We start from the raw sequence: 19,011 nt of genomic DNA on the forward strand, positions 1-19,011 counted from the left end.
CCGGCCCTAGCTCCAGTCGGCCAGCGGCCAGGAGCGGACCGTCTCGTAGTGCGCGAAGCCGCCGTCCAGCTCGCTCTTCATCAGGTGCAGTTCGGCGGCCTCCCACTCCGGCCCCCGGTACTCGCCGAGCGCCAGCGCCAGGGAGTCGAGCTCCGCCGCGGCCACCCGCTGCACCGCCCGCCGCCGGCCGTGCGAGGAGCCGGCCCGGGCCAGGGTCAGGTGCGGGTGGAAGGTGAAGGCGTCCACCTCGCCGATCACGTCGGCGGTGGCCTCGTTCACCGCCTCGGCGAGCCGCCGCAGTGCCCAGGTCTGACCCTCCACCCCGGCCCAGAGCACCCGGTCGCCGAACCGCCCGGCCCCGGCGAGCCGCAGCCGGTGCACGGCGTGCACCTCCGCCACCCCGGCCAGCCCGGCCTCCAGCTCCGGCAGCCGCTCGACCGGCACCTCGCCGAGAAAGGCCAGGGTCAGGTGCCAGCCCTCCACCGTCGTCCAGCGCAGCCGGTCCGCCCCCGGCAGGCCACGCACCGGCGCCACCGCGTCGGAGAGCCCCTGCAACGCCTCGACCGGCGGCAGCACCGCCACAAAGAGCCTCATGAGGTCATCTTCCCGCGCACGGCTCTTTGGGCTAGAACATTTTCATGAAGATCCGTACCGGCGGCCCCGACGACGTCGCCGACATCCTCTCCCTGCTCGACGGCGCGGTCGCCTGGCTGGCCGCCCGGGGGCGCACCGGCCAGTGGGGCGACCAGCCCTTCAGCGGCAACCCGGCCAGGGTCGACCACATCCGGAAGTACGCCGACGAGCCGTTCCTGATCCGGCTCGCGGTGGACGACGAGGGCCGCACCGTCGGCTGCTGCGTCGTGTCCGAGGAACGCGGTCAGTACATCCCGGCCGTCGAGGAGCGGGAGCTGTACATCCGCAACCTGGTCACCGACCGGTCCCGCAAGGGCTCGGGCATCGGCGCCGCGCTGATCGCCGACGCCCTGGACGAGGCCCGCCGCCGCGGCATCGGCCTGGTCCGGGTGGACTGCTACGCGGGCGACGACCGCCGGCTGGTCGGCCAGTACCGGGCGCTCGGATTCACCGAGACCGAACCCTTCGAGGTCGAGCAGCCGAACGGCCTCTGGCCCGGCCAGATCCTGGAGATCCGGCTCTGACCACCGGCCCCGGGCGGGCCACCGCGCCCGCCCGGGTGTGACCGGCCGTCAGCAGGCGGCGGCCAGCTCCGACTTGACGGTGGTCCGGGTGCGCGGCACGAAGGCCACCACCCGTCCGCCGCGGCCCGGGTGCAGGTCGACCCGGACCTTGAGGTCGGCACTGCGGGCCAGCACCAGGCCGACCGTGCCGGCGGCCAGCGCCGAGACCAACCCGCAGGCCAGCAGCCCGAGTCGGGGCCCGTACGAGGCCGTCACCCAGCCCACGACCGGCGCACCGATCGGCGTGCCGCCGGTGAAGACCAGCACCAGCAGGCCCATCACGCGGCCCCGCATCTCCGGGTCGGTGGCCAGCTGCAGCGTGGAGTTGACCGAGGTGTTGAAGCTCAGCCCGAACACCCCGATCAGGGTCAGCAGCGCCGCGAAGGTCCAGTAGCCGGGCGCGAACGCGGCCACCACCTCCAGCGTGCCGAAGGCCAGCGCCGCCCCCACCAGCCTGCGCAGTCTGGGCGCGCCGCGGCGGGCCGCGAGCAGGGCGCCGGCCAGCGAGCCGACCGCCATCGCGGTGTTCAGCAGGCCGTACTGCCCGGCGCCCACCTTGAAGGTGTCGCGGGCGAAACCGGAGAGCAGCGTCGGGAAGTTGAACCCGAAGGTGCCGATGAAGCCGGCCAGCACCATCGGCCAGAGCAGCTCGGGCCGCTCCTTCACGTACCGCAGCCCCTCCCTCAACTGCCCCTTCTCACGGGCGATCGGCGCGGTCGGGCGCAGTTCGCTCTGCCGCATGGCGAGCAGTCCGCCGATCACGGCGGCGAAGGAGAGCGCGTTCACCGCGAACGCCCAGCCGCTGCCGACCGCGGCGATCAGCAGGCCCGCGACGGCGGGGCCGACCAGCCGGGCGGTCTGGAAGTTGGCGGCGTTCAGGCTGACCGCGTTGGCGAGGTCCTTCGGGCCGACCATCTCGGAGACGAAGGCCTGCCGGGTCGGGTTGTCGACCACGGTGACCAGGCCGAGCAGCAGCGCGAACGCGTACACGTAGTACGGCGTGACCACCCCGCCGATGGTCAGCACGGCCAGGCCGGCGGCCAGCAGGCCCATCGCGCCCTGGGTGTAGATCAGCAGCCGGCGCTTGGGCATCCGGTCGGCGAGCACGCCGCCGAACAGGCCGAGCAGCAGCATCGGCAGGAACTGCATGGCGGTGGTGATGCCGACGGCCAACGGGCTGCCGGTGAGGCTGAGGACCAGCCAGTCCTGCGCGATCCGCTGCATCCAGGTGCCGGTGTTGGACACCACCTGGCCGGCGAAGTAGTAGCGGTAGTTGCGGACGCGCAGCGAGGAGAACATCCCCCCGGGCCGGGTGAAGCGGGCGCCTGTGGGGGATGCGGCCGCCGAGAGGGGCCGCGCGGTGGTGGCGGGCGACGGGCGGGCGCTGCCTTGAGCGGCGGGGTCTACCGCCGCGGTGCGTTCGTCGGGGTCGTCGTCGCCGTTGCCCGGCAGCCCCGTGGGGGCGGGTGCCTGGGCGTCGGCGGCCGCCGCGGAGGCGGCGGCGGGGTCGGTGGTCGGCTCGTCGGTACGGATGGCGGCGGCGCTGGCTGCGGCCGGCGGTGTCACGGTGGTCTCCCCTCGCGGCGCGACGACCCGTCGGGGGGCCGTCGCGCTCCTGGTGTCTGTGCTCGGTCCTGCGGTGATGCGGTTCTCCTTCGTCCTCCGGCGGCTGACCGGAAACAGGTGTGCCTCAGAGATGTGCGAGCTTGTACAGCACGGGCGCGGCCTCCCGGAGGACGGCCCACTCCTCCTCGTCGAGCCCTTCGGCGAGCTCGGCGAGCCAGGCGTTGCGCCGGCGGCGGCTCTCCGCGAGGATCACCTCCGCCTGCTCGGTACTGCTGACGACCACCTGCCGGCGGTCCTCCGGGTGCGGCTCCCGCCGCACCAGGCCCTTCTCCTCCAGCATCGCGACGATCCTGGTCATGGAGGGCGGCTGGACGTGCTCCTTCCGGGCGAGCTCACCCGGCGTGGCCTTCCCGCAGCGTGCGAGGGTGCCCAGCACCCCCATCTCGGTAGGGCTGAGCGACTCCTCGACCCGCTGGTGACGCAGGCGACGGGAGAGGCGCATGGTGGACGACCGCAGCTGGCTGACGGCTGCGAGGTCCTGCTCGGACATCTCGGGCATGTCCTTAGCCTACGTCATTACTCTCGCTAAGGAAAATTGCTTTCCGATCACCCGGCCGACCGCCGGTGCCCCGGTGCCGGCGCCGTCAGCGCCGGGTGTCCACCGCGACGAGGCCGTCCGGCATACCCACCACCAACAGCGTCCCGGCCAGGGCGAGCGACCAGACCTCCGAGCCCGTCCGCAGGTCCAGCACCCCGCCGCCGCCCAGGTAGCGCACCCGGACCAGCCCGTCGGACCAGGCCGCCGCCACCACCGGGCCGGCCGCCGTCGCCCCGGCGGCCACCGCCGTCACCGGGCAGCCGCGCCGGTCGGACGGCTCGGGCATCGGCGCCGAGCGCGGACCCCAGATCCGGACGGCGCCGTCGAAACCGCCGCTCACCAGCAGCGGGATCTCCGGATCGGACAACGGCCCGCCCCCCAGGGCGGTACCGGCCAGCGCGGTGACCGGCCCGTGGTGCAGCCGCTCGCTGACCACCTTGCCGTCCTCGTACCAGTGCACGGCGCCGGCCTCGTCGCCGAACGCCGGCGCGGAACCGGCCAGCCCGCCGATCGCCGCCACCGCGCTCAGCCCGCCCGGGCCGCCGGCCGGCGTCGTGCCGCCGGCCACCGAGCCGACCGCGTCCAACGCCGTCATCAGCCCGTACGGCTCCAGGCCCGGCCGCGGTTCGGCCGGGACCACCAGCTCCGCCCGGCCCCAGGCGTCGAGCAGCACCACGGAACCGCCCGCCGTCGCCGCCAGCCCCCGCAGCGGGCGCGGGGACGGCACCACCACGGCGCCGACCCGGCGGCCGGTGGCGGCGTCGAAGGTCCGCACCGCGCCGGTCGGATCGCTCACCAGCACCTGCGACAGGTACGGCCCCGCCCCGGCGGTGATCGCGACGGCCGGCCCCGGCCAGTCCCGGTCGGCGCCCTCCCAGCGCGCCCAGCGCCCGGACCAGGGCACGGGCAGCTGCGCGAGGACGGACGCCGCGGCTGCGGCGGAGGCGTCCCCGCCGAGCAGCCGGGTCCGCAGCACGGCGGCCCGGACGGCCGGATCGGGCTCCTCGATCAGGGCCGGACCGGCGGCGCGCCAGGCCCGGGCGAGCGCGTCGTCCCGCCGCTCGACGGCCGCCGTCACCGGGACGGGGCGGGCCAGCGCGTAGAGCAGCGGGTCCGCGACCAGCGGGCCGGGGTCGCCGCCCGCCGCGGCCGCCGTCCAGAGCGCGGACAGCGTCTCCTCGCCGGACGCCCGCAGGTCGGCACCGGCCGGGACCGCCGGCGGCACCGGAGCCGACGGGGCGGCCGGTGTCCCGAGGGCCGGGCCGGGCAGCGGGTAGGCGGCCGCGTCGCCGCCCCGGGCCGCCGCCCACTGCGCGAACCGCGCGCGGTCCGTCCACTGCGGATCGCCGAGGTCCAGCACCGCCGGCGCGGGCACCGCGGTGAACGCCCCGGCCGCCGCGCCCCCGGTCGTCGCCTCGACCACCAGTCGCACGCCGGGCAGCCGGAGCAGCGGGTCGAGCAGTCCGGTCACCAGGCCGGCCGGGTCCTCGGCCGCGTCCAGCTCGGGGACGCAGACCAGGGTCGGCCGGGCGTCCGCCGCGATCGCCTCGATCAGCGGGCCCGGGGCGTGCGCGACCAGGTCGAGCTGCCGGCCCAGCGACCAGACGGCCGTCCGGACGGTGGCCCCGGCGGCGGGCAGCACGGCGTGGATCCGCCGCGTGCCCGGCACCGTCTCCGTGGTGCAGCCGCGGACCAGCCAGGCCAGCAGGTGCGACTTGCCGGCCCCGGGCGGCCCCGCCACCCGGCAGAGCCGCGGCGCCCGCAGGTCGTCCAGCCAGCCGAGCAGTGCCAGTCCGGCCGGCCTGCGCCCCGCCTCCAGCGGCGGCATCCGCCGTCCGTCCCGCGCCATTCCCCTGATTCCCTCTCCTGGTTCCACCACGGTCCGACCGCTCGGGTCTCTCCCCGCTCAGCCCTGCCGCTCGGCCAGGCTGATCATCAACGCCTTGATCCCGCTCTCGCGGGACTCGGCCGTGTCCCCGTAGTCGAAGCTGTGCGTGAACTCCGCATCCGGGAACTCCCGCGCCATCCAGCGGGCGCAGTAGTGCCCGGGCATCATGCACGGCTCCAGCTCACAGTAGACCCGGAGCACCTGCTCGGCCTCGACGCCCTCCGCCCGGAGGCGGTGCCACAGCACCTCCTCGGGGTGCAGCGGCCCGGGGCCGCCGGCCTCCGTGACGATCCGCTTCCCGCCCCGCTCGTCGACCACCTCGAAGGCCGCCGACGAGTCGACGTTCAGTGGGCGCCGCAGGTCGTCCAGCACCCGCGGCCACCAGCCCTCGCGGTCCTCGAATGCGGCGGGGTCGGCCGCCAGCAGTCCCTGGCGCAGCTCCCGGTAGGCCACGAAGGCCTCCTCCGGCCGGTCGGACGCGGTGACCGCCGGCAGGTGCCGGTCCAGCAGCAGCAGTCCGGCCGCGAACGCCGCCACCGTGGAACTGACCGGCTGGTCCACCGGTTCCGACCCCAGCAGCACCGCCCGGACCGACCGGTCCGGGGCGAAGTACAGCTCGGCCCCGCGATCGGTGCCGAGCCGCAGCTGGGCCGCGGACGGCCCCGCGTCCAGCCCGTACCCGGCCGCGTACTCGCCCAGCGACAGCGGGTCGGACTCCTCGGCGACCTGGAAGTACGGCCCCACCTGGAGCGGCAGCCCCGGGTGCCGCAGCGGTCCCGCGGGCGCGATCGACAGGCTGCGCAGCCCCCGTGGCCCGAAGTGCGCCACCAGCTCCGCCGCCAGCTCGTCGTTCATGTCCGCGCTCACGTCCGGGCCGGCCCTCACAGCATGGGGTAGGAGTCGAGGAACGCCGTCCAGAACTCACTCTTGAACGGCAGCGAGTCCCAGCGCTCCATTCCCTCGCGGACGATCTCCTCCACGTCGGCCCAGTCGTTGGGGTCCGGGCGCTCGTCCGGCCCCGGCCGCTCCACCTCGAACTTGTAGACGAGGTAGGCCAACGAGGAGACGTCCCCGTGGATCAGCTCGTACTCGATCTCGGAATCCGGGTCGGAGACCCAGATCGTCCCGTCGCCGAGGTGCACGAAGACGACCGCCTGGTAGAGCCTGCCCAGCGGCTGCAGCTTCCCGTGCGGGGTGTCGACCGGCTCGGGCCCGGGCCAGTTCTCGAAGGCGATGTCCCGGCTCGCCGGGTCCCGGTCCGCCAGCTCCTCCAGAATGCGGAAGAGCCCCTTGGAGTTCGGGATCCCGATCTCCGTCACGAAGCGCGCGCCGTCGCCGCCTGGCCAGATCCGCGCCGCGGCCTCGGGCCGGAACCTCAGCAGATCACCCGGCGTGGCCCGTTCAACGACCACGGGCCAGTCAATCCCTACCAGCACCAGTCATCCATCCTGTCGTCCCGCCCGTCACAGGCCAGTGTGTTTGAGCTTCTGCTTCTTCGCCACGTGCTTCGCGTCGGAGGCCGCCTTGTCCTGCTGCCCCTGCGCGTCGAAGTCCTTCGTGCCCATCGTGCCATCATGCTTGCCCGTGGAGTGGTCCTCCTCGAGCTGGTCCAGATAGGCCTTGTGGCCCCAGTCGCGGTCCTTCGTGGGGACCTTGTTGTCGTAGTCGACGCCGTGGGTGACCTTCAGGTCGGGATTCTCCGACTCGAAGTGCCGGGCCAGCCAGCGCTCGCAGTTCGGGCCGGCCTGGCAGGGCGCCCGTTCGGTGTAGAGCTCGCTGACGTTGCCTTCCTTGCCGCCCAGCAGCGGTTTGCCGATCGACCGTTCCGAGTGGCTGCGGACGTAGTCGCTCCGGCCGACCAGGATGAACTCGCCGTGCTCGTCCCGGTACCTGAGCGAGGCGTAGTTCTTGCCGCCGTAGTTGCCCTCGGCGCGCCGGGCCTCCTCCACGGCCCGGGACAGCTCCGTCGGCTCGGTGATCTTCTGGCTGACGACCTTCTCGTCCTGCTTGGGGTTGCCGTCGTCGTCCTTGTCCGACTTCTTGTACTTCTTCGCGTGGTACGTGGAGCTCAGGTCCTTCGGCTCCGCGTCCTTGACCTTGCCCGAGTCCCCGTCCAGCAGGGTCTTGAGGGACTTGTCGGTCCCGTCCGGGTCGACAAGCTTGCCGTCCTTGATCTCCTGGACCCGGCCGTCGTCGTGGATGAAGTACTTCCGGGGCGGCGGCTTCGCGTCTCCGCCGGAGCTGGTGCCCGCCTTCGGCGGCGGTGCGGCCTTGTCCTTGCCCTTGTCGGCGAAGCCCTGCGCGTGGTGCTCGTCGTTGGTCTTGTGGTGCTTGGCGGTCTTGGCCAGGTTGTCGCCCGCCTGCTTGTACATCTTCTTGACGGCTTTGCCCGTGTCCTCGGCCAGGGCCTTGCCGAGCTTCTGGGCGCTCTTCTGCAGCGCCTTGACGACCGGGTCGGTCATTCGAAGCTCACCCCTGCCACTCGGGCGCTGAAGACCTGCGCGTGCTGGGCGACCTTCTCCGCCTGGGCGTGCAGGGCCCGGGCGTGCGTCTCCACGACCGCGGGGTCGATCTTGAATCCGGTGCCGGCCGAACCGCCTCCGCCGTTCACGGCCGCTTCCGCCGCCTCGAACACCAACCCGGACACCGCCCCCGCGACGATCTCCACCAGCGGGGTGACCGCCGCCTCGATCACCTCGGAGATGATGTGGTCCTCCAGCTGGTGCGCCAGATAGGACATCAGCTTGCGCGCGGCCTGCTGGATCGCGATCACCCCGGCCTCCGCAAGCCCGAGGGTCGCCACGGCGGCGGCCTGGGCCGCGACGAAGGAGGCGGCCAGCACGATGAGCTCGGCGAGCGCCTCCATCTTCATGGCGATGATCACGTCCGCGGCGGTGTCCAGCGCCTTCGCCACCACATGGGCCGCCTGGACGACCTCGTTGAAGTGCTTGTCGGACATCAGCGCCCACTTGGCCACCAGCGCCTCGTACGACTCGCCCTCGTACGCCCCGCCGAGCTGATGGACCGACGCGGTCGAGTCCGTGTGCAGGTCTTCGAGTCCCTTGGCGAACTCCTTGACGTGCTCGCCGAATTCGCGGACCTTGTCCTCGTTGACCGAGGGCCAGTGAATGCCGATGAACTCGAGGAGCGTCGCCACCTCGCCGGGCAGCTCGATCGCCATCAGGATCCCCCCCACTCACACCAATCCGTCGATTGCATCGAAATTTTATCCAATGAACCATCAGACACCTCCCCCCGGAACGTGCCGATTCTGTACCGATCTGTACCGACCCGGACGCTCTCGATCCGCTCCGGCGGCCGACCCCGGCCCTCCGGGAACGGGCCCCACCCGCGTCCGGCCCGCTGGCCGTGCCCTCCGTGGCTCCCGGTGCGATGCTGGTTCTGGGGCCTGACCTACACGGCTCCCAGCGCCACGCCACCCCTCGACGGAAGGGCCGACCAGCACCACCCCTCAGTGAAAGGGCCGACCAGAAATGACCGACGTCGCCGCCGAGCAGGCCGAGCAGAACGACACCGGCTTCGCCCGCCTCGCCATGGTCACCATCGACTGCGCCGACCCGGTCGCGCTGGCCGCCTTCTACGGCGAGCTCCTGGGGTGGGAGACCCGGCACGTGGACGAGCACTTCGCCATCCTGGACAACCCGGAGGGCGGCAGCCCGCTCGGCTTCGGACGGGTGACCGGGTACCGGCCGGAGCCGTGGACCGAACCGGACGGCAGCAAGCACTTCCACCTGGACTTCTACGTCGACGACCTGGAAGACGCCACCGCCCGGGCGCTCGCGCTCGGCGCCACCGAACCCCGCTACCAGCACGGCCGCACCCTCAAGGTGCTGATCGACCCGGCCGGCCACCCGTTCGGCCTAGCTCCTCTGGAGTGACGGCCGGGAGGCCCGAGCGGCACCCCGGACAGGCCGGGTGCTCTATGCGCAGGCGACGTCAGGGCTTGGTGGCGAGATCTTGCCGATCACGTGAAGAACAGCTCTGACCTGCGCTTTCACCAAAAACCCGAACATTGTGCGACTCACCGGTAGTGGTTACTGTCCCCCGTTGTCAGGGGCACCACACGCCAGGCTTCCCCCGGGCAGGACCGCGACACCCGCGCGTACCGCGCATCCGGCTTCGCCACCCATGACCGGGCCGTCCCACGGCCGACGCATCCGCCCGTTCCTGGCGTCAGTCCTCCCCCCAAACCCGTCAGGGAGCTTCCTCGTGGGAGAGATCCATCATGCCGACCACGGCTGGGTGACGCCGGCGGTCTCGTACTTCGTCGCCTGCCTGGGCGCCTTCGTCGCCCTGCGCAGCACCCGCTGGGCGCTCGTCTCCACCGGCCGGACCCGCGTCTACTGGCTGCTCTTCGCCTCGACCTCGCTCGGCGCGGGCATCTGGTCGATGCACTTCATCGCAATGCTCGGCTTCTCCGTCACCGGGATCGAGATCAGCTACCGACCGGGGCTCACCGTGCTCAGCCTGCTCGTCGCGATCTTCTTCGTCGGCCTCGGCATGTTCGCCGTCGGCTACAGCCGCCACCGCGTCGTCGCCCTGCTCGCGAGCGGGGTGACCACCGGGCTCGGCGTCGCGGCCATGCACTACCTCGGCATGGCCGCCATGGTCCTGCCCGGCCACGTCGGCTACGACCGCACCACGGTGTGGCTCTCGGTCGGCATCGCGGTGTTCGCCGCGACCGCCGCGCTCTGGGCCGCGCTGAACATCCGGGGCACCATCGCCGTGCTGGCCGCCGCCCCGGTGATGGGCGTCGCGGTGTGCGCGATGCACTACACCGGGATGGCCGCCGTCTCCGTCCGGCTCGACGCCGCGCAGAGCACCCTGGGCGGGGTGATGGCGCTCCAGTTCATCTTCCCGCTGGTGGTCGGGCTGGGCTGCTACATCTTCTTCGGCTCGCTGGCCTTCGCGGTCTCGCCGAGCCGCAGCGCCGTCAACGCGCAGCCGATCCTGGTCGGCCGGGCGGCGCCGCTCGCCCCGCGCGGGCGCTGAGCCGCCCCCGCTCGGGCGCTGAGCACGCGCAAAAGCCCCGGGGCCCGGTCTTCCGACCGGGCCCCGGGGCTTCGCCGCACCCGGGCCGTCTACTCCGGCTTGCCGAGCAGCCCGGTCAGGTGCCCCGGCGTCGCGACCGGGCAGACCTTGTGCACGAAGTTCCGCCGCAGCTCGTGGTACGGCTCGCCGTCCCGGTAGAAGTTGCGGTGCATCCGGCGCAGCTCCTCCGCCCGGTACTCGGCCAGCGGCTTGGTCTCCTCGTCCTCGGCCCGGCGGCGCTTCTTGTCCACCAGCCGGCCGGTCAGCTCCGGCGAGCCGGCGAGCCGGGCCGCCTCCCGGGCCACCCAGCGGCGGAAGTCCGCCGCGCTGCCGCCCGCCGTCCGGTCGACCAGGCCCAGCCGCTCCGCGTGCGCCGCGCCGACCGGCAGCGCCTCCGTGGTCAGCCGCTCGGCCTGCTCGGCGCCGACCCGGCGGGGCAGCGTGTACGTCCAGTACTCGGAGCCGTAGAGGCCCATCAGCCGGTAGTGCGGGTTCAGCACCGCCGACTCGCGGCACCAGACCTCGTCGGCGGCGATCGCCAGCATCAGGCCGCCGGCGGCCGCGTTCCCGGCCAGGGCGGAGACGGTGACCTTGTCGGTGGTGGTGAGGACCGCCTCCACCAGGTCGTCCATCGCGTTGATGTTCTCCCATGACTCCAGCGCCGGGAACGACGCGCCCTCGATCACGTTGAGGTGGATGCCGTTGGAGAAGAAGTCCCGGGCCGCGCCGAGCACCAGCACGGAGGTCGGCCGGTCCGCGGCCTCCCGGTAGGCGGCCAGCAGGCGGCGGCACTGCTCGGTGCTCATCGCCCCGCCGGCGAAGGCGAATTCGAGGAAGCCGACCTCGTCCTGCTCGTGGTACCGGATCTCCGACCAGGTGTCCCGCCCCGCCGCCGAGGCGGGGCTGACGGGCACCTCGCGGACCCGGTGGAGGTGGCCGGCGAGCACCGTCGCGGCCGGCTGCTTGAAGGTGGCCGGCCCGCCGGGCGTGCGGCGCGGGCGCAGCTGCGGGATCCAGACCGCGCCGTCCACGGTGGCCCGGCAGATGGCGCCGTCCCGGGTGGCGATCACCGCGCCGGGCTCACGGCCGCGCAGCTCGTCCTCGGGGTGGCCGCCGTGCAGGAAGTACTCGCGCCCGTACAGCTCGTCCAGCACGCCCGGCTGCGAGTCGGCGGCGCGCAGCTTGCGCAGCACGGTGGCGGTGGGGTCCTCTGACCAGTCGATCCGGCGGGCGGCCTGCTTGAGGAAGGGCCGCAGCTCGCCACGGACGTCCGGGCGGTCGTAGTCCAGCGGCTCGGGAGTGAACAGCCCGCCCTGGAACCGGCTGACGGCCAGCAGCACCGCCTCGACGGCGGCGTCCGCGACCTCGTTCCGGTACAGCTCGCTCTTGCCGCCGGCCGGGACGGCGAAGTCGACGGAGGCCCAGATGTCCCCGGCGTCCATCTCCTCGACGGCCTGGAGGACGGTCACGCCCCAGCGCTCGGCGCCCTCGGTGATCGCCCAGTCGAGCGAGGAGGGGCCACGGTCGCCCTTGGGGCCGGGGTGCACGATCAGGACGGTGTGCTGCGACCAGATGTCCTCGGGGACGGCCTTGGTGAGCATCGGGCAGAGGATCAGCTCGGGGTCGGTCCGCTTCACCGCCGCCCGCATCTGTTCGTCGCCGAGCGCCAGTTGCACGGCCACCTCGTGCCCGCGGTCGCGGAGTCCGGTATGGACGCGCTGGGTCAGGCTGTTGAACGCGCTGGCGATCAGGAGAATGCGCAAGGGGGGCCTCCGAGCAGTGACTGACGTCGTGCGCGGAGGCGATGAAACCAGGGCATGGACACGTAACGATTACGGTTCGGGCTTCCGCGCCCGACCCTCACCCACCTCGCACACCTGTGCCCCAAGCGGTGCGCAGGCTTCGCCCGATCTCCCCACGACCTCCCGATTTCCCCCGTGACGCGGCCGGGGGTGCCGACGCTGCGCCGCTGCTCAGCGGGGGAAGGCCCTCCGGGCGCGCTCCCGGTCCGGGGCGACGCACCTGGTCAGCAGGGCTTCGGCTGCGAGACACCCGGGGCGTGCTTCTTCCACAGCTCGTCGGGGAGCTGCCCGCTCAGCCGGTGACAGGCCAGCCCGATGAGGTCGGCCGCCACCGCGGGGAGGTCACCGAGCTCCCAGACCTGCAGCGTCCGGTCCGACACACCCACCAGCAACCGGCCGTCCGGGCTGAAACCGACCTCCCCGCCCGTCGACATGCTCAGCCGCGCCAGCAGGAAGGCCTGGTCGGGAGCCTCGACGTCCCAGACGGCGATCGCGCCGGCGGAGCTCGCCCCCGCCACCAGCTTGCCCCCGGGGTGGTACGCCACCGCGTGGCTGTCCCTGATGTCGGCCAGCTGCGCGGCCTCCCTGGGCCTGTCGGGGTCGGCGAGGTTCCACAGGACGACGCCCGCGCCGCCCTTGGTCACGGCCAGCGTTCGGCTGTCCGGGCTGAAAGCACCCTGGCCGACCCCGTAGGGATGTCCGTCGTCCTGCACCGCCTTCCATCCGCCGTCCGGCGTCCGGCGGAACACGGCCGACATGGGCTTGGTGAAGTTCCCACCGGTGTCGAGCGGGACGAGCAGCAGCCGGCCGTCCGGGCTGATCCGGACCGGGGCGGTCGCGCTGGCTCCCTCCAGGCGGTACGCGGCCACCGGCCGGCCGCGGTCCCTGACGTCCCACACGACCGAGGTGCCGGACGCGAACGAGTTCGCGGCCCCGGACGTGATCAGCGTCGTCCCGTCCGGGGTGAAGCCGACCGAGGCGTTGCCCCGCGTACCGGGCAGGGTGACGGCGAGGCGCGGGCTGGCGCGGTCGGTGACGTCCCAGAGGATGGTCTCGTCCACCGCGCCGCTCGCCAGCACGGTGCCATCGGGGCTGAACGCCACGGTGTCGACCATCCGGGTGTGGCCGGTGAGCGCGGCTGCCGCCCGCGGGTGCTGCGGGTCGGAGAGGTCCCACAGCTCGACGGTCTCAACGGCGGTGCCGACGGCGGCGAACCGCCCGTCCGGGGTGAACGCGATCCCGTGCCCGGACGCCCCGAGGTCCGCCCGGCCGAGGAGGGTGGGCTCGGTGTGCTTGCCGACGTCCCAGGCGGTCAGGCGGTTCTGGCCGTCCAGTGTCGTGAGGGTCCGGCCGTCGGGGCTGTAGGCCAGGGCTTCGATGTCCCTCTCCCGGTTGGTGACGGTGGCCACCACCCGGGGATGCGCCGGGTCCGTCACATCGGACTCGACGACGGTCCCCACGCCGTCCCCGCTCGCCAGCCGCCGGCCGTCGGGGCTGAACCGCAGCGCCGAGACGTCGTCCGTGTGATCGGCCACGGTGGAGAGCGCCCGCGGGTCGGCCGGGTCGGCCATGTCCCACAGCCGCACACGAATCCCGGAACGGGTCACCAGCAGGCGGCCGTCCGCGCTGAACACCAGCCCGGCGGACCAGCCGTCGATCCGCTTCAGCCGCCTCGGCCGGGTGGGGTCGGAGATGTCCCAGACGGTCATGCCGGAGTGCTTGACGACCGAGTCCGGATCGGGCACGTCGCTGCTGAACTTGATCATGCCGTCGCCGATCACCAGCGTGCGGCCGTCCGGGCTCAGCGAGACGGTGTCGCAGTCGTAGAGGTCCGACATCCGGGTCACCCTGACCGGCTTCGTACGGTCGTGCAGGTCCCAGAGCGTCAGCGTGCCGCACTCCGTGTCCTTCACACTCCCGACGACGGCCATCATCGTGCCGTCCCGGCTGAACGAAACACTGTCCGCCCCCTCGGTCAGCCCGGGGTCCAGCACCGCGCTCCTGACCGGACGGGCCGGATCGGCGAGGCCCCAGAGCGTCACCGTCCTCACCCGGGCGGGGTCGCGGCCGGTCTCCAGCACCACCAGGGTCCGGTCGTCGGGGCTGAAGCCGAACCCGGTGACCCGCTCCCGGTCCACCGGCAGCTCCGCCAGACGGCGCCGGTGCAGGGGATCGGCGACGTCCCACAGGACGACGGCGGTGCGGGTCACGCCCACCAGCAGCCGGCTGTCGTGGCTGAACGCCGATTCGTCGACGAAGTCGACCGGGTCGGCGGGCGACTCCACACGGGCACCCAGGAAGCGCGACTGCGCGAGCGTCGTGGCCAGGCCGGCCCGGGTGTGCGGGGCGGAGTCCAGCCGTACGGCGGCAAGCCCCATCGCGATCGCGTTCTCCGGCTGGACGTCCCGCAAGTCACGGGCGTCGGAGACCAGCACCCGGGCCGTGGCGGCCTGACGCTGCTCCTGCGCCGTCAGCTGCTGCTGCCGGGCCAGGTAGGCGGCCGCCAGCGCCAGGCACAACGCCGCCGCGATCACGGCGAGCAGGCGCCGCAGCACCCGGACCCGACGGAGCTCATGTGCCTGCACCGCCTGCTCGGCGGCCTGGCTGACCCGCAGGAACCGCTCGTCCACCGTCCGCAGCAGCCGCGCCGCCCGTTCGTCGGTCGCCCACTCGGCCGCCGCCGCCAGACGGGTACCGACGTAGAGGTAGGCCGGGTCACGGCCGGAGCGGTCCCAGGCATCGACGGCGGACGCCAACTGCTGACGCTTCACCAGGTCGGCTCTGTCCGCCTCGATCCAGCCCTTCAACCGCGGCCACGCGCGCAGCAGGGCCTCGTGCGCGAGCTGGGCGCTGCCGCGGCCGACGGTGACCAGCCGGGCCGCCGCCAGCCGGTCCAGGAGCAGGGCCAGCAGCTCCCGCTGCTCGCGCGACCTGCCCTCCCGCAGCACGCGAAGCCGGACCTGCCGGCGTACCGCCCCCTCCCTGCCGTCCGGCAGCTGGATCATGCTCAGCATCAGGTCGCGCAGAAGTGCCCGGCCTTCCTCGTCCAGCTCGTCGTGGATCGCCTCGGCCGTGTGGGTGAGCGAGTCCCAGATGCCGCCGGTCGCGGCGTACCCGGCGAGGGTGAGGGTGCGATCGGACCGCCGTACCCAGGTCTGACGCAGTGCGTGCGCGAGGAACGGAAGGGCCGAGCCGAGGGCCGGTCCGCCGCCCCTTCCCGCGTCGCGCAGCAGCAGGTCCGTGAGGCCTGGCTCCAGCGCCAGGCCGGTCTGCGCGGCCGGGCCCTCGATCGCGGCCCGAAGACCGTCCTCACCCATCTGCGGAACGATCACCTGGCGTCGGTGCAGCGCCCGGACCAGCTGCGGATGGTCCAGGCAGCTGTCGTACCGGTCGGCGCGCAGCGCGATCACCACCCGCACCCCGGCGGCGGCCGCCTCGCACAGGGCGGCGACGAAGCGGCCCCGCTCCTGCTCATCCGGACAACGGCTGAAGACCTCCTCGAACTGGTCGACCAGGAGGACGGGGCAGCCCGCGGGCACCGCGCCGGCAGCCAGCTCCTCCTCGACGTCGGCCACCGGCCGGTCCAGGGCCTGCGCCCAGCGGGCAGCCAGCGCACGCAGCGGGCGCGGGCCCGGCGCCTCCAGCAACAGGGCGGGCCAGGGCACTGCGGGATCCGCACCGTAGCGGCGCTCCAGCACCGGGAGCAGGCCGGCACGCAGAATCGAGGACTTGCCCGCACCGGACGCGCCGACCAGCATGACCGGCAGACCCGGCGATTCCTCGGCGGCGCCGTCCACGACGGCCCGCCCCTCCGCGGCACCGTCGACCGGCGGGGCCTGCCCGGCCGGACGGAGCACCTCGGCCAGAAGCTGCCCGACCAGCTCCTCCCTGCCGAAGAAGTAGTCGTACTCCTCCGGCCGGAACGCCTCCATACCCGGGTACGGGCAGATCGCCCCGTCGTTCCGGACCGGCTCCTGGTCGCGGTCAGGCTGCGGGGGAAGGGGGTAGCCGAGGTTCCGTGCCAGCACGAGTTCGCCCGCGCGGTCCGAACTCTGCCGGTGCGGGCGGACGTCGGTATTCGCGAACTGCTGGTCGAGCCGGGCGTAGACGTCCTCCAGCGTCAGCCAGGCGGGCGCGCCGGGGTGCCCCTCGCCCAGCAGCCGCAACAGCTCGCCGCTGAACCGGGTGTGCCGCTCGCCCTCGGGTGCGTACGAGCGGTCGAACCCCGAGGCCGAGGTCAGGAGGAAACTACCGCGCGGGCGTGCCGAGACGAACGGGTCCCGGCGCAAACCCCCACCCACGTCCGCGAGGCCGGAGAAGCAGCAGTCCAGGATGACGGCCGTGGGCTGGAGGCAGCCGCTCAGCGGGTCCCGGACGGACTGGAAGGGCACCGCGTAGGCAACCCGGCCCGCCCCGGTGCTCGCGCTGGTCGCCACGTAGAGCTCGTCGCCGGCGCTGAGCAGTCCGTGCCCGACGAAGTAGAACAGCACCGGGCCGCGCGCCTCGGCGACGGCCTCCTCGACCGCTGCGACCACGACGCCGTCGTTCGGCGGGTCGACCAGCAGCGTGATCTGGTCCGGCGCCATGCCGCACACCTCGTGCAGGACGGCGGCGATGTCGCGTGCGGTGGTGGCGGCGCTCGGGAGGTCGGGCAGCCTCGGCAGGGCGGCGGCGCCGTCCGGCACGACGGCCGCTGCGTGCCGGGCGGTGCCGACGACAACGGCCCGAGCTCCGGGCACGGCGAAGCCCTCGGAGCGGCGGGGCGCAGGGGGTGCCACGGCCGTCAGCCCCGCACGGGCGGCAGGCCGCGGGGGGCCGGCGGCGGCCCGGACGGCGGCACAGCGGTCGGCGGCCCAGCGGACAGCGGCGGTTCGACCGAGGGCGGTTCGGCCGAGGGCGGCCCCGGTTCGATGACGTCCGCGATCCGCCGGGTCAGCTCGGCGAGCTGCTCCGGGTTCATCGGGCGCACCCGATCCGAGGCCACGGTCACCTGACCGCCGTCCGGCCTGGTGACCGTCACCGAGACGCTCTGGCCGCCGCGGCGGTTCTGCACCCAGGCCACCACCGCGGTCGCGAGGACGGCGGCGACACCGCCGGGGGCGAGCACCGCGAGGAACAGCTCACCTGCGCCGCCCATCGTTCCGGGCGGTGGTACGGCAGTGTCGTCCCGCCTTACAACGCCGCGCAGTTCGGGCTGCCGGTCGAGCCACCTCCACAGCCCGCCCGAGGCGTCCTCCCCCGCGCCCGACCGCACCGAGATCGACACCCTTGGATCCGACGTCACATCACATTCCGTTTCCGCGAAAGAGTCGAGCCCACCCCCGGCCTCGACATCCCGACCTTCTCGCCGCAGGGCACCAACGGCCCCCTCAGCGGGGGAAGGCCCGCCGGGCGCGCCAGGTGGTGTGCTCGCGGGAGACCGCGTCCTCCGCCTCGGCGGCCAGCCGGGCCCAGCGCAGCTCGGCGTCCGGGGCCTTCAGGTCGAGGTCGGAGAGCTGGTTGCCGACGTTCTCCAACTCGCGCGCGGCCAGCTGGTACGCCGCCGCCAGCGGACGCAGCTGCTTCAGCTGGGTCCAGGCGATCACCGCGGCGGCCGCTGCCGAACTCGCGCCGAAGACGTGGACGGGCAGCGCCCCGACCGCCTGCGCGATCGCCGCCGCCGCACCGATGATGATCAGCGCCGCCACTCCCAGCCCCCAGGACACCGCCTGCGACTCGCACGCCTCGGCCCGCGAGCGGTACCAGGTGCGCTGACCCTCGACCCGGGTGCGCAGGTAGAGCGTGCGACGGGCGACCAGGCTGGCGGAGCGGACGCGGCGCATCTCCGGGGTGATCTCCGGGATGGTGCCGGGCGGCACGATCTCCGGGTCCTCGAAGGCGCGCAGCACGTCCTCCAGCTGGAGCAGGTAACCGCGGTCCACCTCCGCCGATTCCGCCGCACCGTCGAACGGCCGGGCCCGCATCGAGTACTTCCAGGCGAGGGTCTTCACCGACTCGGCCGCCGCCCGGGCCTCGTACCAGCGGCCCTGCGGGTTGCTGCGGCGCAGCCGCGACCAGAAGTAGCCGGCGACCAGGAACGCCACGACGGAGAAGAGCGGCGTGATGTCGCTGTCCCCCCGGTGCTCCGGGCCCGGCAGCGATCCCACCACCGCGGCGATCACCAGCATCGCGATCAGCCCGCGGTACCAGCGCAGCGTCTGCCGCTGCCCGTCCACCGACGCCCGGTCGGCCGTCCAGAACAGCTCCGGCAGCAGCCGCGCCTCATCGCCCACGGGCGGATCTTCCTGCACCATCGGCCGAGCCCCCTCCGCGTCTCCCGTCCAGGCAGTATGCCCACCACCAACTGGCCTACACAGGCCCATTTTTGACACCTTCTGCCCGCCGGTGATTGCCCACGCCCGGTGTAACCGATATACACGGTTACATGCCCATGCACTGGAAGATCGTCATCGACTGCGCCGACCCGCACCGCCAGGCCGCCTTCTGGGCCGCGGCCCTGGATTACACGGTCGAGGACCACAGCACCCTGATCGAGCGCCTGGTGTCGGCCGGCGCGGTCACCCCCGACCTCCTCACCCAGGTCGACGGCCACCCCGCCTTCCGCGCCCTGGCCGCCGTCCGCCACCCCGACGAGCCGTTCGACCCCGTCAGCGACACGGGCCTCGGCCACCGCCTCCTCTTCCAGCAGGTACCCGAGCCGAAGACCGTCAAGAACCGCCTCCACCTCGACCTCCACCCCGGCCCCGCCGACCGCGACGCCACCGTGGAGCGGCTGACCGCCCTCGGTGCCACCGCCCTGCGCCACGTCAAGGAGCCCGGCACCGATCACGTCGTGATGGCCGACCCCGAGGGCAACGAGTTCTGCGTGCAGTAGCGGGCACCTCGCCCCCTCCCGGAGCGGGGAGCCGG

At 73.4% G+C, this 19,011-nt stretch carries 16 protein-coding genes; 4 read left to right on the top strand and 12 right to left on the bottom strand.

From position 1 onward, the window contains the following. Positions 1 to 6: 6 nt before the first annotated feature. The gene (gene thpR / locus ACZ5WK_RS25200) at positions 7 to 594 is read right to left on the bottom strand and encodes an RNA 2',3'-cyclic phosphodiesterase (RefSeq protein ID WP_465550291.1); all 588 of its coding nucleotides are present in this window, start codon (positions 592 to 594) and stop codon (positions 7 to 9) included. Between the two features lie 44 nt (positions 595 to 638). Between thpR and ACZ5WK_RS25205 the strand changes: the two genes are divergently transcribed. Then, positions 639 to 1,157, top strand: a complete 519-nt coding sequence (locus ACZ5WK_RS25205; RefSeq protein ID WP_465550293.1) for a GNAT family N-acetyltransferase — start codon at positions 639 to 641, stop codon at positions 1,155 to 1,157. Positions 1,158 to 1,205: 48 nt separating this feature from the next. Here ACZ5WK_RS25205 and ACZ5WK_RS25210 read toward each other — a convergent pair whose 3' ends face one another. The 7 genes from ACZ5WK_RS25210 to ACZ5WK_RS25240 form a co-directional block, all read right to left on the bottom strand. Then, complete coding sequence (locus ACZ5WK_RS25210; RefSeq protein WP_465550295.1) at positions 1,206 to 2,762, bottom strand: MFS transporter; 1,557 nt, start codon at positions 2,760 to 2,762, stop codon at positions 1,206 to 1,208. Positions 2,763 to 2,886: 124 nt separating this feature from the next. Next, complete coding sequence (locus tag ACZ5WK_RS25215; RefSeq protein WP_396324415.1) at positions 2,887 to 3,321, bottom strand: MarR family winged helix-turn-helix transcriptional regulator; 435 nt, start codon at positions 3,319 to 3,321, stop codon at positions 2,887 to 2,889. Between the two features lie 85 nt (positions 3,322 to 3,406). After that, a complete protein-coding gene (locus ACZ5WK_RS25220) occupies positions 3,407 to 5,209 on the bottom strand; it encodes a hypothetical protein (RefSeq protein ID WP_465550297.1) in 1,803 nt (600 codons plus the stop codon). Between the two features lie 57 nt (positions 5,210 to 5,266). Continuing rightward, positions 5,267 to 6,115, bottom strand: a complete 849-nt coding sequence (locus ACZ5WK_RS25225) for a nucleic acid/nucleotide deaminase domain-containing protein (protein WP_465550299.1) — start codon at positions 6,113 to 6,115, stop codon at positions 5,267 to 5,269. A 14-nt stretch (positions 6,116 to 6,129) separates the two neighbouring features. Next, the gene (locus tag ACZ5WK_RS25230) at positions 6,130 to 6,660 is read right to left on the bottom strand and encodes an SUKH-4 family immunity protein (protein WP_465550301.1); all 531 of its coding nucleotides are present in this window, start codon (positions 6,658 to 6,660) and stop codon (positions 6,130 to 6,132) included. Positions 6,661 to 6,711: 51 nt separating this feature from the next. Continuing rightward, positions 6,712 to 7,710: a nucleic acid/nucleotide deaminase domain-containing protein gene (locus tag ACZ5WK_RS25235; protein ID WP_465550303.1), complete on the bottom strand. Its 999-nt coding sequence runs from the start codon at positions 7,708 to 7,710 to the stop codon at positions 6,712 to 6,714. Next, the gene (locus tag ACZ5WK_RS25240) at positions 7,707 to 8,444 is read right to left on the bottom strand and encodes a WXG100-like domain-containing protein (protein WP_465550304.1); all 738 of its coding nucleotides are present in this window, start codon (positions 8,442 to 8,444) and stop codon (positions 7,707 to 7,709) included. Before ACZ5WK_RS25240 ends, ACZ5WK_RS25235 begins: the two co-directional genes overlap by 4 nt. 298 nt (positions 8,445 to 8,742) lie before the next feature. Here ACZ5WK_RS25240 and ACZ5WK_RS25245 point away from each other — a divergent pair, with 298 nt between their 5' ends. After that, positions 8,743 to 9,147: a VOC family protein gene (locus tag ACZ5WK_RS25245; RefSeq protein WP_396324409.1), complete on the top strand. Its 405-nt coding sequence runs from the start codon at positions 8,743 to 8,745 to the stop codon at positions 9,145 to 9,147. 331 nt (positions 9,148 to 9,478) lie between these two features. Beyond that, on the top strand, positions 9,479 to 10,261 hold the full coding sequence (locus tag ACZ5WK_RS25250) for an MHYT domain-containing protein (protein ID WP_465550305.1): 783 nt from the start codon (positions 9,479 to 9,481) through the stop codon (positions 10,259 to 10,261). Positions 10,262 to 10,350: 89 nt separating this feature from the next. Here the strand turns inward: ACZ5WK_RS25250 and ACZ5WK_RS25255 are convergent, their stop codons facing one another. The 4 genes from ACZ5WK_RS25255 to ACZ5WK_RS25270 form a co-directional block, all read right to left on the bottom strand. Further along, the gene (locus tag ACZ5WK_RS25255) at positions 10,351 to 12,063 is read right to left on the bottom strand and encodes a hydrogenase maturation protein (protein ID WP_465550306.1); all 1,713 of its coding nucleotides are present in this window, start codon (positions 12,061 to 12,063) and stop codon (positions 10,351 to 10,353) included. A gap of 263 nt (positions 12,064 to 12,326) precedes the next feature. Beyond that, entirely contained in the window at positions 12,327 to 16,880 is a 4,554-nt protein-coding gene (locus tag ACZ5WK_RS25260) for a caspase, EACC1-associated type (protein WP_465550307.1), read from the bottom strand. A 5-nt stretch (positions 16,881 to 16,885) separates the two neighbouring features. Next, on the bottom strand, positions 16,886 to 17,368 hold the full coding sequence (locus tag ACZ5WK_RS25265; protein ID WP_465550308.1) for an effector-associated constant component EACC1: 483 nt from the start codon (positions 17,366 to 17,368) through the stop codon (positions 16,886 to 16,888). A 103-nt stretch (positions 17,369 to 17,471) separates the two neighbouring features. Beyond that, a complete protein-coding gene (locus ACZ5WK_RS25270) occupies positions 17,472 to 18,374 on the bottom strand; it encodes a DUF4231 domain-containing protein (RefSeq protein ID WP_465550309.1) in 903 nt (300 codons plus the stop codon). A gap of 158 nt (positions 18,375 to 18,532) precedes the next feature. Between ACZ5WK_RS25270 and ACZ5WK_RS25275 the strand changes: the two genes are divergently transcribed. Further along, positions 18,533 to 18,976 (top strand): VOC family protein, encoded by a 444-nt coding sequence (locus ACZ5WK_RS25275; protein WP_465550403.1) that lies wholly within the window; start codon positions 18,533 to 18,535, stop codon positions 18,974 to 18,976. The last annotated feature ends 35 nt before the right edge of the window (positions 18,977 to 19,011 follow it).

The sequence above is a fragment of the Kitasatospora sp. NPDC032757 genome (assembly GCF_055579305.1).

Bases quoted from the DNA above. Each gene is read 5' to 3' on its own strand.
- thpR (WP_465550291.1), bottom strand. From the start codon at position 594: ATGAGGCTCTTTGTGGCGGTGCTGCCGCCGGTCGAGGCGTTGCAGGGG.
- ACZ5WK_RS25205 (WP_465550293.1), top strand. From the start codon at position 639: ATGAAGATCCGTACCGGCGGCCCCGACGACGTCGCCGACATCCTCTCC.
- ACZ5WK_RS25215 (WP_396324415.1), bottom strand. From the start codon at position 3,321: ATGCCCGAGATGTCCGAGCAGGACCTCGCAGCCGTCAGCCAGCTGCGG.
- ACZ5WK_RS25220 (WP_465550297.1), bottom strand. From the start codon at position 5,209: ATGGCGCGGGACGGACGGCGGATGCCGCCGCTGGAGGCGGGGCGCAGG.
- ACZ5WK_RS25235 (WP_465550303.1), bottom strand. From the start codon at position 7,710: ATGACCGACCCGGTCGTCAAGGCGCTGCAGAAGAGCGCCCAGAAGCTC.
- ACZ5WK_RS25245 (WP_396324409.1), top strand. From the start codon at position 8,743: ATGACCGACGTCGCCGCCGAGCAGGCCGAGCAGAACGACACCGGCTTC.
- ACZ5WK_RS25275 (WP_465550403.1), top strand. From the start codon at position 18,533: ATGCACTGGAAGATCGTCATCGACTGCGCCGACCCGCACCGCCAGGCC.